The following is a 13,373-nucleotide window of genomic DNA, read 5'->3' on the forward strand; positions in this document are numbered from 1 at the left end:
CAACCTGGTCAGAAGCGCTGGATGCTCAACGTGCCTTCGGTGCCCGCCTCGCCTGCTCTTCCCGGCAAGCCCTCGCGACCCGACTTGCCGCCTTCGGCGCGGTACACCACGCAGCCCTTGGATTTGCCTCCGGCGCCCGGACGTCCGGGAACACCGGCAGCGCCGCCCTGGCCGCCGTCGGTGCGCACCTGGATCGCTTCGCTGGCGAAGGTCGCCGGCAGACGCAGGCGGACATTGGCGCCAGGCGCACCAGGCAGGCCGTCGCCGCCATTGTCACCGTTGCCACCGCGCCCCGCCGAGCCCCAGGTACAACCGGGCGCCTGGCCATTGCCACCGTCCAGACCCGCATAGCCATCGGCACCCGCGCCGCCGCGCGCGTCGATGTTCACCTCCAGGGCGTCCAGCGATTGCAACTGCACGTCAAGATTACGCCCTGCGCGAGCCGCCTTCTGATGGGTACCGGGCGCGCCACGGGCGAGAATCTGGCTGCCGCTGCCGAGTTCTGCATGCTGCGCGCGCAGGCGCAACTCCTGCTCGCCCGGCACTATCGCAATGCGGGCCTCATGCCCCAGGCGCAATTGCTCGACACTGAGTTCGGTCAGGTTGGCGGGAATCAGCAAGGTGCCGTAATCCGCTACCTCCAGGCGCTGCAGCTGCAGCACGCTGGAGCTGGCCGGCAGGCGCAACAGCGAATGAGGTTCGACACTGACCGACTCGGCCAATGCCAGCGGCGCAAACAGTACTGCCAACAAACCCAGCTTACGCATGGCTAGCCTCGGTATCGGACGGTGCGGGAATGGACTGGATGTGAAAGATCCCGGCCAGCAGGATCTGGACTCGGTCAAGCCACGGATGGCTGCGCCCGCGCAGGCGCTTGTTGAAGGCGATCGCTTCGATCAGGTGCAGGAACAGCAACGTGCCGCCGGCCAGGTTGATCAGTGCATGAAACGGTTTGACCATCGGCATGAACAGGTTGAGCAGTACCACCCACCAGAACAGCAAAGTCAGACATTTACCCAGAATCAGAAATCCTTTCATGTGCCCCCCACGGCATTGGCTAGGCGCACATTAACGGCTGAGAGGTGACGGTGACCAGAGGCCGGCAGGAAAAACCTGCCGACCCACATCGATCAGTGGCTCAGATGGATTTCCACGCGACGGTTCTTGGCGCGTCCGGCGTCGGTGTCGTTGCTGTCGACAGGCTCGCTTTCACCGCGACCCTCGCTGCTCAGCTTGTCTGCCGCAACGTCTTGGCCCAGAAGGAAGGAGACGACACTGGCGGCACGTTGCTCGGACAGCTTCTGATTGAAGGCATCGCTGCCGACGCTGTCGGTATGACCGACGATCTTGACCATGGCCACCTGGGCCGTCTTCATCCGCGCTGCCAGCGATGTCAGCTCGGTGCGGGCACTTGAGGTCAGTTCGGCGCTGCCGAATTCGAACGGTACGTCGCCCGCATCGCTCAAGGTGACTACTTCGGGGATATCGGCCACTGGCGGCTCGGGCGCCTTGGTCACGGCGGGGTAGACCGGCAATGGGCAGCCGTTGTGCTTCACTGGCGTATTGGCCGGGGTATCGGGGCAACGATCGCGTCGATCGAATACGCCGTCTTCGTCCTTGTCGCCATCCTGGGCATAGCAGACCAGACCGCTCACCACCGCGCCGGCCAAGCCACCGCCAGCGGCCCACGCACCACTTTCAATGGCACCCAGCCCGCCACCGGCGAGGCCACCCAGCACGCTGCAGACAGGCCAGGTACGCGAGTTGAGTGGGGACGCCCCTTCAGGGGAGGTGGTACAGCCGCTCAGCACACCGGCGACCAGCAGAGCGGGAAGTACGGTCCGCGATAGATCTTTCAGCTTCATTCAAGGCTCCTGAGTCGCCGGCGGGCGCCGGCAACTGAGAAGTAAAGCGTGCCGCCGGTCGTTGTACAAGGGGACCGGCGGTTGGCGCTAAAGGTTCAACGCTGGATGAGAATCTCGGTACGACGGTTCATGGCGCGACCGTCGGCCGTGTTGTTGTCGGCAACCGGCTGGGCCTCGCCCACGCCCTTGACCGATACCACGCTGGCCCGCGGTACGCCGCCGCTGACCAGGTAGTCAGTCACTGCCTTGGCGCGCTGCTCGGACAACCGTTGATTGTAGGCGTCCTTGCCGACACTGTCGGTATGACCGCTGACGCTCAAGCGCGCAGTGGTCGCTTCGGTCTTCAGGCGGGTGGCGACGGTATCGAGCTGCGCCCGGTCGGCGGCGGTGAGGGTGGCCTTGTCGAATTCGAAATGCACGTTGCGGATGACGATCGTCTCCTCCTTGGGCATCGGTGCCGGCTCGGCAGCGACTGGCATCGGCGCCGGGGCAGGCGGCGGGCAACCATTGGCGTCTACCGGCGTGCCCTTGGGAGTGCCGGGGCACTTGTCGCGGCTGTCCGGTACGCCATCACCGTCTTCGTCGCCATCGCCATGCACCCAGCAATAGGCTGCGCCGACACCGGCAGCCGCCGCGCCAACACCGGCTGCCAGCGACCCGCTTTCGATGGCGCCCAACGCCGCACCGGTCACCCCGCCCACGGCCGCGCACATCGGCCAGTCGGTTTTCTGCAAGCCTGCGCAACCCGTCAACACGCTGCTGACCAATATCAAGGGTAATGCCGTCCGAACTATGCTCATCTAGTTTCTCCTCAGGGAATCGGCAGCAGGGGCCGACGTTCTGGGAGTAAAGACCGTGGTTGGCATATGCGCCAGCAATAAGCCATAGGGCGCGCCATCCAATCAATGCTGGGCCATCGGGTCGGGGCCCTATAATGTGGTGGCCACGACCGAGGAGCTTCAATGACCGACGCAGTATCTTCCCGTACCCCGCAACAGGCTCTGGCGGCCTTGCTCGAACGTCACGCGCCGCAGCGCCTGCTGCTGATAGGCGCGAGTGCATTCCCCGCCCTGGCCGCGTTCGAGGCAGCGCACCCCGAAACCCGTATATACAGAGCCGCGCCCGGGCCCCTGCCCGCAGACCTGGCCGGCCAGCGTTTCGACCTGGCGCTGGCGGTGGATTGCCTGGAGCATCTGAACAAGGCCGAAGGCACGCGTCTGCTGGCCGGCATCCGCAACCTCAATGCGAGCTGCATCGCCGTGCTCGCCGACCCGGTCGCAAGCGGCTGGAGCGACACCGACTTCTACGCCCTGGCCCTGCAGGCCAGCGAACGCTTCGCCCGCGACCAGCAGGTGCTCAAGCTGTACACCTACGATGTGCGCGAATACAAACAAGTCCCGGATTGGCTGAACGCCAAGTTCTGGGCCAACCCGGAAAACTTCGGCAAGTATTGGTGGTGATATGAGCGTTTCGATCTGTCCGTGCGCAAGTGGCAACCTGCTGCCGGCCTGTTGTGGTCGCTATCACGAGGGCCAGCCGGCACCCGATGCGCAGAGCCTGATGCGCTCGCGCTACAGTGCCTACGTGCTGGGCCTGGTGGACTATCTGGTGAACACCACCCTGCACGCCCAGCAGGCCGGTCTGGATCGCCAGGCCATTGCCCAGTGGAGTTCGCAGAGCACTTGGCTGGGCCTGGAGGTGGTGGCGGCGGAAGTCTTCGGCGGCCAGCCGGAACACGCGTTCGTGACCTTCACTGCGCGCTGGCACGACAGCACCGGCGAGCACTGCCATCGCGAGCGGTCGGCGTTCGTGCAGCACGACGGCCGCTGGTATTTCATCGACCCGACCGTCCTGCTCAAGGCCAGCCGCAACGACAGCTGCCCCTGTGCCAGTGGGCAGAAATTCAAGAAGTGCTGCCACAATTACCTACACGGCAACGGGTAAGGACAGCATTCAGCATGAGCAAGGTTTTCAGCTACATCAGATTCAGCAGTGCGAAGCAGTCGGCAGGTGATAGCTACGCCAGACAGGTGCGGGCAGCCAAGGCATTCTGTGACGAACACAGTCTTGAAATGGCTGACCAACGCGACTACCTGTTTTTCGACAGCGGGCGAAGTGCCTACAAAGGCAAGCAACTGGACGATACAGGCGAGCTAGCTCGCTTCTTGAAGTACGTTGAAGACGGCACAATCCCAGCAGGTAGCTATCTGGTTGTCGAATCCCTTGACCGCCTATCACGGGAGAAAGTGCGTGACGCTCTGCCAAGGTTTCTGGACCTGCTAGCCAAAGACATTAACGTTTACACCAGCACTGATAGGCGCCTGTACACCCGTGACTACAACGAGATTGACCTGATCGTTTCGATTATCACCATGTCACGTGCGCATGAAGAGAGCGCCACTAAGGGAAAACGTGTTTCATCGGCATGGCGAAACAAACAGAAGGACGCTCGCGCTTCTGGCAAACCTCTCGGCAAGCTCCGCCCACTATGGTTGGATGTTATGCCCGATGGCTACGTGCTCAATCCTGACAAGGCAGCTGTAGTCCGCCGCATCTTCAACATGTCCACCAAGGGGCACGGCTCCCGCGTCATTGCCGCCACGTTGAATCAAGAAGGCATCCCGGCTTTCAGTGCAGGACGCAAGAACTTCTCCGGGCTTTGGGGCTTCTCAACCGTGCGTCACATCTTGGACAGCCGAACGACTTTGGGTGAATACCAGCCGCATATATTCATAGACGGAAAGCGAACGCCAGATGGCGACCCTATCAAAGGGCAGTTCCCCGCAGTCGTGACCGAGGACGAGTTCTACCTTGCCCAAGCCGCTCGATCCTCCCGTAAAACACACGGCGTAACCAAGAACACAATCAATTTCAACGTGCTTGCTGGCATCTTCAACTGTTTCAAATGTGGCTTTCCCATGCATCTCCAAGGCCAGCGAGCCCGCAAGTATTACAAATGCTCCAAGACGATCAAGGGGCTATGTGATATGGGCGTTATTAGCGCCCCGCGCTCCGAGGCTGTCTTTCGTGAGGTACTGGCCAAGGTCGATAGCCTTTCACTTGTGCAGGACAGCTCGGGCAGCTTGCAGCGGTCACTCCAAGTGCTCGATGGTCGCATAGCAGAGCACAAGCAACGTCAAGACGACGCCGAAGCGTCCCATGCTGACTACCCATCAAGGATCACAGCAAAGCTTCTCAGCGAACTAGAGGCCAACATCCTCGGCCTCGAATCTGAACGCTCAACCATAGCAGAGCAAATTGCCACCGATAGAGTTATAAACAAGAACGACTTCTTTGAGAAACTCGACCTTGTCACTTTTGAAGGTCGATCAGCAGCGAACAACCTTCTAAAAAGGCTGGGAGTTTCAATAGTAGCGATAAAGTTCGGACGCCTGAACGAGAGTTATACAATCACCGTAAACAAGACGTCCAGCTTCATGATCATGCATGAGAACAGTGATATTACAGTTCGATCCTTGGACCGAGACCTCATTGAAACACTCAGACTACAAGGCGATATAGACGAGACCACACAGCAGAAATTGGCTCGAATCGCAGATGTCCGAAATGAAATTTTAGCAACTCTACTTGAGCGAGCTATCAAAGAAACCCAAAGAAAGCAGACTTAAATTTTATGAGCTTATTGAATTGCCGCCTCTGAAGGCGGCTATCCAAAACTTATCAACAATGCAGTTTCCGTTAAAAATTATTTACGCTGAGCACCTATGCGTTACGTTTAGGCGTCGAAAAGAAAGAGCTTAATTCATCTCTATACTTAAGCTGGGGATTAGACTTTAATCGATCAACCAAGCTGCGTATTTTTGCAGAAACCCGGCTATCCATTTGATCTGAATGTTCCTTTATAGACCTTCTGATCCCTTCTGAAATCTCGGATGGGATGTGATGAGAAATCTGAACACCCAGCAAGTTTGGAAAAGTGTTTTTATATATACTACTCACCTTCTCCTTAGCAGGAGTGAAGCTAATGTAATTATATAGAAAATCCGGCCGCATATAGCAACTTACTGGGTACTTCTCTTTGAAAAGTTTCGCGATAGTCCGGTGCGTAACAGTATCAGACGACAACCACCATGTTTTATAACCTTCTAAAGAAGATTTCCGCTCACCAAACTTGTCTCGCATTGCATAAATTGTGAGAATCAGGGAGGCATCAGTTCGAGCTTTCTCCTCAGACCCTTTTGCAATCTTCAGCTCATTGTAAAGAGCTTCGAAGTCAGAATGATCTATAACTGCACCTATTTCACCCGGCGTAACAAATTCTATCCCGAACTCATTTTGCAAAAAATCTATCAGCTCCTGTTGAGTATCTGGGCCGTTGGGTGTGATAAAATTTTCGATGAACTCGAAATAATCTCCTTTTCGACCTTCTTTTCTGGAGTGCGCATATGCACGCACCAATATCTGATCGATCAAGGCCGGAGCTTCGTTGGTATAGAAATCTATTTGATCAGCGTACTCATTTCTGTAGATATGCATAGACCGCTTTATGTGAAAATCCAACTCACTGACGATACTATCATTCACGATCAGTTTTACGCCCCGAGAACTGGCCGCCTTAAGAAGACTCCAATAACGCTGATTCTGTGGCTCAAGAAAGATTTCGGAAAGCGCAGGTACTAAGATCGATGTGCATACAAAGATTCGCATATTCCCTGCCATTGACTGGAAGAAATCAACTACCTTAGGCTCACACTTTAGCAAGAAAAGCATCTGATAGGTCTTTGAAAGTGCACGCAAATATTCTTTGCTTTGAATACTGCCACTATACATGAGGTCCCGAATAGATAGAATTAATGCATTCTCCAGCTTGCTGTCTTTCGCCTTTACGATATTCCTCTCGTTCAAAATCTCGAAAACAGTTGAGCTAAGATTGGATTCAAAAGAGTCTTTTCCACCATCATTGAGTAAGAAATCCGAGAACTCCAGCCCCTGATGGTAAAATATCTTCTCAAGTGTCGTTTTCAAGAGGCCCGCGACATCTTTCACCTGTACGGCCTCGCCATCAAGATTCTTCTTAATGATCGCTTCGGCCTCTTCCATAAAGGCAGTATATCGAGCCTCATCTCGGGAATTATCAGCCATGATTTCAAGTCTGGTTGTATATGGCAAACAGTATTTATTAACGTTGGTGTGGTGGTTGACCCGATGACGATCCTTGCCGCTGAGAGACTTCAAACGTTTATTGATCTTAGACTCTATGCGTTCCATATCAAAGTCTAAAAGACCTTGAACTACCCCTAATACTTCGGATGCAGACATGAGCGTCCCCTTATCAGGATCGGTGTCACGTAGCGCGTAGAGAATCAAGCTCTCAATAAGCCGTTCGTTTGTTTTTTCTATCTCGCCGCTTTCTCCTATCTGCTGCGTTAGAAATACATAAAGATCAGGATTACTAACGTAGTTCTCTACGTGAAACGCGTTACTCGGACTACCATTAGCAGATGTATTTCGTGAAGTGTAGCTTTTCATACAGGATTGGGTTGCGGGGCTGTGGTTCACATTTATCGCAAGCCAGTCCAAGTCAAAAACTCTTACATTTATTTCATGTGATTCAAAATACCTATCCGCAATAAGGTCTTTATCCTCAACTTTTTGGTTTGTAATATAGTAAAGCGTAGAGTATTCCAAACTGTTTTTTTTCAAAGCAGCAACAGTTCGGCGAATTTTTTGATCTGGATTCTTATCGATGCTCATTTGGTATATGGACTTTGCACTACTCAAAATCTCGTTACAGTAGTCCAGTCCATCTATCCCACGGTCATGTATGCCGCCAGATGGCGAAAAAGTATACCCCATCCTATGAGCGATAAGCTCTTGAGCAAGACGCTCAAACAAGAAGCCGTCTTTAATACTTCCAAGCATTTCTTTCACATGCTCGACAGGTAAGTAGTCCGCCATACGAAATCATCCTTCTTCTGTAGGGTTCACACACGTTGCAACGACCCGATTGCTGTGCCTATTAAGCCGTTATGAGACGTCATACCTTTTCGTCTCCAAGCTCACCTGAGACTATTGCTCTTACTCCCGCATACTATCTATTGTGAAATTAATAAATGCGGAGCATGTTATCAACATGAATCGCGCATCAGCACTTGTTAGTTTGTCTTCATTATCCATGAGTGAGTGCCTGATGCCGTTTGCATCATTAGTATACCCATACAAGTTCTGAAAAGCAGTTTTCAGTGCCGGATGTAAAGCGTGTGTTTTTTCCAAAACTTTCAATGCTTGACCCAAGGTGGAACTTGCTCCCCCAGTAACATGCCGGACGACTGACTCTACAGCGCTGATAGATTCTTTTATAGAGTTACGATAATCAGGATTTTGCTTATCACTTAGCATTCTTATTGCCGAACTTAAATGCTCGCCAATGCCTTGGTAAACATCACCTATCTTTAAGGCTTCTTCGACTGAAGCTATTTCTTCTTGAGATGTGATCGGGCATATTTTTCCACCTATCAAGCGATAAGCGCTACCTTCTCGCTCCAAAGTTAAATTCAGGCTTTGGATGACGTCGTCTAGATATCTTTCCTCTATATACGCAAGAATAAACTCAACAAAACTATATACACGGTGCCACTTATATGAGAAGAAGTCTTTTCTAAGGTTAGCGAGAAAATCAGTCCAGTTAGTTTCAATTCGGTCAATAGGCAACTTTTTGAAATGCCAGTAGTAACCTTTTGCAAAATTATGCCTATTCGACCCTTCTACCCTTCTATATGCCGAACCAACTTTCGGACAATACCTATTGAAATAGTAAGAGAAGAGGACATTCCAGAGCGAACTTAGCAGCTCATAATTTATACCCTCTAATTGGATTTCTGGTTTGAGTGGGCGAAACCCCATCCGCTGTGAAAAATCGCCTTCCATCAGTCACCTCTTCGCCATAGGAGTCCTGCCAGTGTAGCTGCTTAATAAACCTGCGAATACGCCTATGAGCTCTCATTTTTACACTAGCATCCGGTCAGGCTTTCAGTGAGGCCAATTATGCGTTCAGGTTTGGCCAATGCTTCGTCGGAAACGTTCCCGTTCTTTGCAGGTCAGCTTTCAGCAGAGCGGTGGGTTTGAGCCTTAATCAACAGATATTCGCCGGAAGAGCGCCGCTATGAGGATCACGGTACCACATGGTAACAACCTACTATACCCAGACAGCAACGGACGTCTTTCGCCATTCCAAGGAAACAACATCCATTAAGCTCAAGCACTCCTAACAGGTGGCGTATCACGACTCAGGCGTTTCTCGTGCAAGGTGCCTCTTCTTGTAGGCAAACTGACATCGCTGGGAAAAGAGTTTTCAGATGGCCTGATGAACAGTCAATCCTCCTTATCAGCTGTCTAGCAAATTTGATGCACCACTTCTTGCACGGAATTACGATTCTCGAAGCTAGGTGATACAGGCTTGAAATGGTTTGGCTATGAATTACCGAAATGACAGAGTGTGGCCAACCTGAGCAAAGCCCTCCACGGTTTTTGCCACACCTGTACCGGCGACCCCCGCCATGCTGGCGTGCAAGGCACACCAATAATGCGGCTGGTAGAACACCACGACAGTTCCGTCACCTTTAGCATCTACGGCAGCAGGATCCCAATCAAGGCGATGGTCGAGGCGCTGAAGCACGTCCAATAACTCCGAATAAACTATCGTAAACTCCAGCAAAACCCCACATCGAATCGTCCGTCCCTAGCTCTGTTCATTGCGAAAGCTCAGTATTTACTGGGCAGCGGTACGGTTTCGACTAAGCAACAGGCGTTGCCATCTGCAGAAACCAGTTCTGAAAAAATATCGCCTGTCAACTCCGTGCTTGACCAGCCGTCGAAATCGTGTATGATTCACCACCTACCCAGTAGGTAGACAGACAATTCGAAAGCCTCCATCGCGACCACCAAACAGGTGCCTTGCAAGGGGGCTTTTTAACGCCTGTGATTTACCAAACCGAATTGGCACAACCCGAGAGGAACTGCCCATGCAATGAACTTGAAGAGGAGAACAAACGATGGCATACGAGTGCCCAGCTTTTACCGCATCATCCTTCCTTAACGTCGATGGACTGCTGCTCAGCCCGGCAACCGGCGAAATCTTTGGCTACGACAAGAAGGCTTCTGTCTTCAGCGAACGCCCTGACTACCGGCCAGAACTTCGTAAGTGCCGGAGTGCTGACGATCTGAACGTGGTCCTGTCACACGTAGACCGACGCAAGCTGCCACCGCATACCCTGCACTGTCTAATTGACGCTCAGGACCAAGCCCATGGTGTATGGCGCCGAACAGGCATGGACAGTCGTATCACTGTTCCCATGATGAACACCCTAAGTCACCTGCACGAACTGGTTCTGTACCGGAACATTATCATCATGACTCAAACGGAACTGGCGAAGGCATTGGCCACGTCAGAGTCAAACCTGATGAAAAAGCTGAGCACGTTGATTAGCAGCAACATGGTCAGAGTCAGCACTTCAAGACATGGCGGCATTCGCACAGGCGAGATCAAGCTGACGATCAATCCGCGCCTAATCTTCCGAGGTGACGACTATACACGGGAGGAATACGTGAAGGACTGGTACCTGAACCCAGTAAACAACAGCCCGACGACTGCCAAAGCCATACCGAAACTCGCGGCTTAGCCTACAGCAGTTTTTCAAAAAAACTACGCAAGAATCTTGCTACAGGCCACGCACTACAAGGGCTTGAGTGAATTCTTATTATTAAAGAAAGACCTTTGGGCAGACACGGCCTACAGTCTCAGCCTCAGTCCCATAAAGAGGAATACCACAAAAAATATATAAAGGAGCCTATATGTTCACAACGTACGCAACACAAGAAACGGAAACCCTTCCTTCCCGTGGAAAGGGTTCGAGATCACGAACTCCAGACTACGCACCAATCCTGCTCCCCCCTACGAAGCCGGTCATCAACAAGCCAAAGGAAGCTTTGCTGTACGGTGTAGGAATTGACGATATTACAAGCACTCCCGGTACAGACAATTGGTCACACCGCGTCTGGCATAGGATGCTTGACTGCTGCTACAACGAACACTCAACAAGATCACGAGCGACCTATGACGATTGTACCGTTTCACCATGTTGGCACAGGTACTCGGACTTCGAGGCATGGTTCGACCAGAACAGCATCGTTGACTACCAGCTGGACAAAGACATTCTCATGCCGGGAAACAGGGTCTATAGCCCCGATACATGCTGCTTCGTACCTTCGCACATCAATATGGTTGTACGGTGGAGAAGGAAAGTACCTCGCTCAGGGTATCCGGGAGTCACCATGTTTGGCAGCGGATTCCAAGCTCAGATCATGCATGGCGGTTCAACCCTACTTGGAGAATGGAGAGCAGACGCACTAGAAGCCCATTGCGACTGGCAGCGAATGAAAGCTGGCGTGGTTGATAATAATCTTCGTACCTACCTGCGAGAGCCTGCACCTGATCTGCGCGTTGTACGAGCCTTGATCAAGTACGCTGATCGACTGTGCTTCAATGCTGACGAAATGATCCCAACGTTCCGTTATCAGCACTGATGTGCAAGGGGGCAAGAATTATTCCTGCCCCCTCACACCCTCGACCAGTATGGAATATTAACACCACCGTCTTTTTCCGCTTAGGGACAGCTCAACGCAACCAACCATCAGCAGTGAAGGCCGTCTTACCGCTCGGCAGTTGGACCAGTGCAGAATTGCCAATGAGTTTGACGGCCTCAATGTAACTGACCTTGGTGGCATTCGAAACCGTCCTGCACTTACCGGAGCCTATCAGACGCTCAGCTGCGCCTTCATCCTGATCAAGTGAAGCCTCCACCATGTCTCTCCAATCACCAACTTTGAAGCAGACCATTGAACCAGCTACCAAGGTCTTCTTAGGGTAGGTTTCTGCCACCGCAGCAAATGTGATCAGTGGCAACAGGCAAAGCGTAAGGGCAAAATTCTTCATCGTGCGATCCTAAACGGGTCAATGGCGAAGACCCCATAATGCCATCATTTACGCAAAATGTAACGATTGGTGTGTCACTTATTGGTGTGTTCACGATTAGGCTGCATACAACCATCATTAGCAGATGCAGACAAATCAAGCTCTCCGAACAGCTTTCGGCCAAAGAATCCGCGACCTTCGCAAGCAACGAGGCATTAGCCAAGAAGCCTTTGCCGACAAGTGCGGCGTGATGCGCACCTACATGTCTCGCATAGAGACAGGCGCTGCAAATCCCAGCCTTGATGCAGCCAAGGTGATTGCCGATGCTCTGGGCATTGCTCTTGCCGACCTACTTGAAGGTCTTTGAACAGCCGGGTTAGCGTATTTCCATCCATGGTCCAAACTAGGTGTTTGAGCATGGAGTTAACCATCGTGCGCCTCCCAGTGCCTTACACACCCCGCTTGTTGTACCTCGCCAGTTTGGGTGAACCATTGCCCTTGGACGGGGAGAGTCTGTTCTGGGTGCAAACGCTGCTCAGAGCCGGCTACATCCGGGCAGAAGTGATACCAGACGAACATGCCACCCAGCTTGTGTGCAGACTCACGCCACTGGGCGAATCGTTCTTCGAGTACTTCAATAGATGATGTTGGTCCCGTTGCAGTCCTGAACCAGTCATATTCCCCCCATCATGCACCCATCTCGGCATAGGAATTGCGTGCCACTACACCATAACATTTCTTGAACATTCATCTAAGAATCGTTATGATGGCCTCACACCAAATAGGGAGTGCCGAGAATGTCCAAGCAAGTGATCGCCTATTACCGGGTATCCACTGGTGCTCAGGAAAAGAGCGGCTTGGGTCTCAAGGCTCAACGCGATTACGTGGAAGCTTCTGCCAAGTCCCAAGGCTGGGAGGTAATCGCGGAATACACAGAGACAGTGTCCGGTACTGTTGCCCCACTCGACCGTCCAGAGATGGCCAAGGCTTTGTCCCACAACTTGCCAGTGCTAGTCGCCAAGGTTGACCGAGTAAGCCGGGACGTTGAACACGTGGCCTCACTGATGAAGCGTGCAGAAATCCGGGTAGCCACAATGCCCCACGCAACCAACTTCCAAATTCATCTGTTTGCCGCTTTGGCTGAACAGGAAAGAGAATTTATCGCCAGCCGCACCAAGGACGCTCTCGCAGCACTCAAGCGGGACGCTGACAAAGGTGATGTTCAGGCAATGGAGAAAGTGGCCAATCGGTCCACCGCTCTCGCCAAGGGCCGTACAGACACTAACCGTGCAAAAGCCCACGAGGCAGTACAAGCCAGAGTCCAGACGTTCCTAAAATCCGTGCAGGACCACATTGAACTGTGCATCCGTCGAGGTGCGAAGACCCTGCCACAGGTTGCAGCATGTCTGAATGAAAAGGGAATCACCACCAGTCGTGGTGCAAGCTGGTCGCCCATGCAAGTGAGCCGGGTAATGGCGTCCACTGGATTGACCTTCGGATAACACCAAACGGCCACTGAGGTCGGTGTATACCGGAATGGAGATTGAAGTGTAACCCTTCCACAGGCCGCGTCCTGT

The 13,373-nt window shown here is 53.0% G+C and carries 14 protein-coding genes; 7 read left to right on the forward strand and 7 right to left on the reverse strand.

Annotated elements, in window-relative coordinates:
- Positions 1 to 8: 8 nt before the first annotated feature.
- From IFT80_RS18890 to IFT80_RS18905, 4 genes are all read right to left on the reverse strand, one after another.
- Positions 9 to 767: a collagen-like protein gene (locus IFT80_RS18890; protein ID WP_192057874.1), complete on the reverse strand. Its 759-nt coding sequence runs from the start codon at positions 765 to 767 to the stop codon at positions 9 to 11.
- Entirely contained in the window at positions 760 to 1,038 is a 279-nt protein-coding gene (locus tag IFT80_RS18895) for a DUF1145 domain-containing protein (RefSeq protein ID WP_122476462.1), read from the reverse strand. The genes IFT80_RS18890 and IFT80_RS18895 overlap by 8 nt, the downstream gene beginning before the upstream one ends.
- A gap of 92 nt (positions 1,039 to 1,130) precedes the next feature.
- Positions 1,131 to 1,859 carry an OmpA family protein gene (locus tag IFT80_RS18900; RefSeq protein WP_122476780.1) on the reverse strand — a complete coding sequence of 243 codons (729 nt, stop codon included), beginning with the start codon at positions 1,857 to 1,859 and terminating at the stop codon, positions 1,131 to 1,133.
- Positions 1,860 to 1,960: 101 nt separating this feature from the next.
- Positions 1,961 to 2,665 carry an OmpA family protein gene (locus tag IFT80_RS18905; RefSeq protein ID WP_122476464.1) on the reverse strand — a complete coding sequence of 235 codons (705 nt, stop codon included), beginning with the start codon at positions 2,663 to 2,665 and terminating at the stop codon, positions 1,961 to 1,963.
- 162 nt (positions 2,666 to 2,827) lie between these two features.
- Between IFT80_RS18905 and IFT80_RS18910 the strand changes: the two genes are divergently transcribed.
- Genes IFT80_RS18910 through IFT80_RS18920 form a run of 3 tightly spaced genes read left to right on the forward strand, consistent with a single transcriptional unit; the run spans position 2,828 to position 5,494 of the window.
- Positions 2,828 to 3,325 (forward strand): DUF6231 family protein, encoded by a 498-nt coding sequence (locus IFT80_RS18910; protein WP_192057873.1) that lies wholly within the window; start codon positions 2,828 to 2,830, stop codon positions 3,323 to 3,325.
- Position 3,326: 1 nt separating this feature from the next.
- On the forward strand, positions 3,327 to 3,809 hold the full coding sequence (locus IFT80_RS18915) for a YchJ family protein (RefSeq protein ID WP_192138082.1): 483 nt from the start codon (positions 3,327 to 3,329) through the stop codon (positions 3,807 to 3,809).
- A 14-nt stretch (positions 3,810 to 3,823) separates the two neighbouring features.
- Entirely contained in the window at positions 3,824 to 5,494 is a 1,671-nt protein-coding gene (locus IFT80_RS18920) for a recombinase family protein (protein WP_192138083.1), read from the forward strand.
- Between the two features lie 94 nt (positions 5,495 to 5,588).
- Here IFT80_RS18920 and IFT80_RS18925 read toward each other — a convergent pair whose 3' ends face one another.
- Together IFT80_RS18925 and IFT80_RS18930 are read right to left on the reverse strand one after the other, a co-directional pair.
- Positions 5,589 to 7,784, reverse strand: coding sequence for a hypothetical protein (locus IFT80_RS18925; RefSeq protein WP_192138084.1), 2,196 nt, complete (start codon positions 7,782 to 7,784; stop codon positions 5,589 to 5,591).
- 120 nt (positions 7,785 to 7,904) lie between these two features.
- The gene (locus IFT80_RS18930; protein WP_192138085.1) at positions 7,905 to 8,753 is read right to left on the reverse strand and encodes an AbiJ-NTD4 domain-containing protein; all 849 of its coding nucleotides are present in this window, start codon (positions 8,751 to 8,753) and stop codon (positions 7,905 to 7,907) included.
- A gap of 1,124 nt (positions 8,754 to 9,877) precedes the next feature.
- Between IFT80_RS18930 and IFT80_RS18935 the strand changes: the two genes are divergently transcribed.
- Both IFT80_RS18935 and IFT80_RS18940 read left to right on the forward strand, forming a co-directional pair.
- The gene (locus tag IFT80_RS18935; RefSeq protein WP_192138086.1) at positions 9,878 to 10,504 is read left to right on the forward strand and encodes a replication/maintenance protein RepL; all 627 of its coding nucleotides are present in this window, start codon (positions 9,878 to 9,880) and stop codon (positions 10,502 to 10,504) included.
- Between the two features lie 652 nt (positions 10,505 to 11,156).
- Positions 11,157 to 11,408, forward strand: a complete 252-nt coding sequence (locus tag IFT80_RS18940) for a hypothetical protein (protein ID WP_192138087.1) — start codon at positions 11,157 to 11,159, stop codon at positions 11,406 to 11,408.
- A 91-nt stretch (positions 11,409 to 11,499) separates the two neighbouring features.
- Here the strand turns inward: IFT80_RS18940 and IFT80_RS18945 are convergent, their stop codons facing one another.
- Positions 11,500 to 11,817, reverse strand: a complete 318-nt coding sequence (locus tag IFT80_RS18945; protein ID WP_192138088.1) for a hypothetical protein — start codon at positions 11,815 to 11,817, stop codon at positions 11,500 to 11,502.
- A gap of 124 nt (positions 11,818 to 11,941) precedes the next feature.
- Between IFT80_RS18945 and IFT80_RS18950 the strand changes: the two genes are divergently transcribed.
- Complete coding sequence (locus IFT80_RS18950) at positions 11,942 to 12,163, forward strand: helix-turn-helix domain-containing protein (RefSeq protein WP_192138089.1); 222 nt, start codon at positions 11,942 to 11,944, stop codon at positions 12,161 to 12,163.
- Between the two features lie 430 nt (positions 12,164 to 12,593).
- Positions 12,594 to 13,298 (forward strand): recombinase family protein, encoded by a 705-nt coding sequence (locus tag IFT80_RS18955; RefSeq protein WP_192138090.1) that lies wholly within the window; start codon positions 12,594 to 12,596, stop codon positions 13,296 to 13,298.
- Positions 13,299 to 13,373: the final 75 nt, after the last annotated feature.

Source organism: Pseudomonas sp. CFBP 8771, from assembly GCF_014841695.1.
In the GTDB taxonomy this organism is placed as follows: domain Bacteria; phylum Pseudomonadota; class Gammaproteobacteria; order Pseudomonadales; family Pseudomonadaceae; genus Aquipseudomonas; species Aquipseudomonas baltica.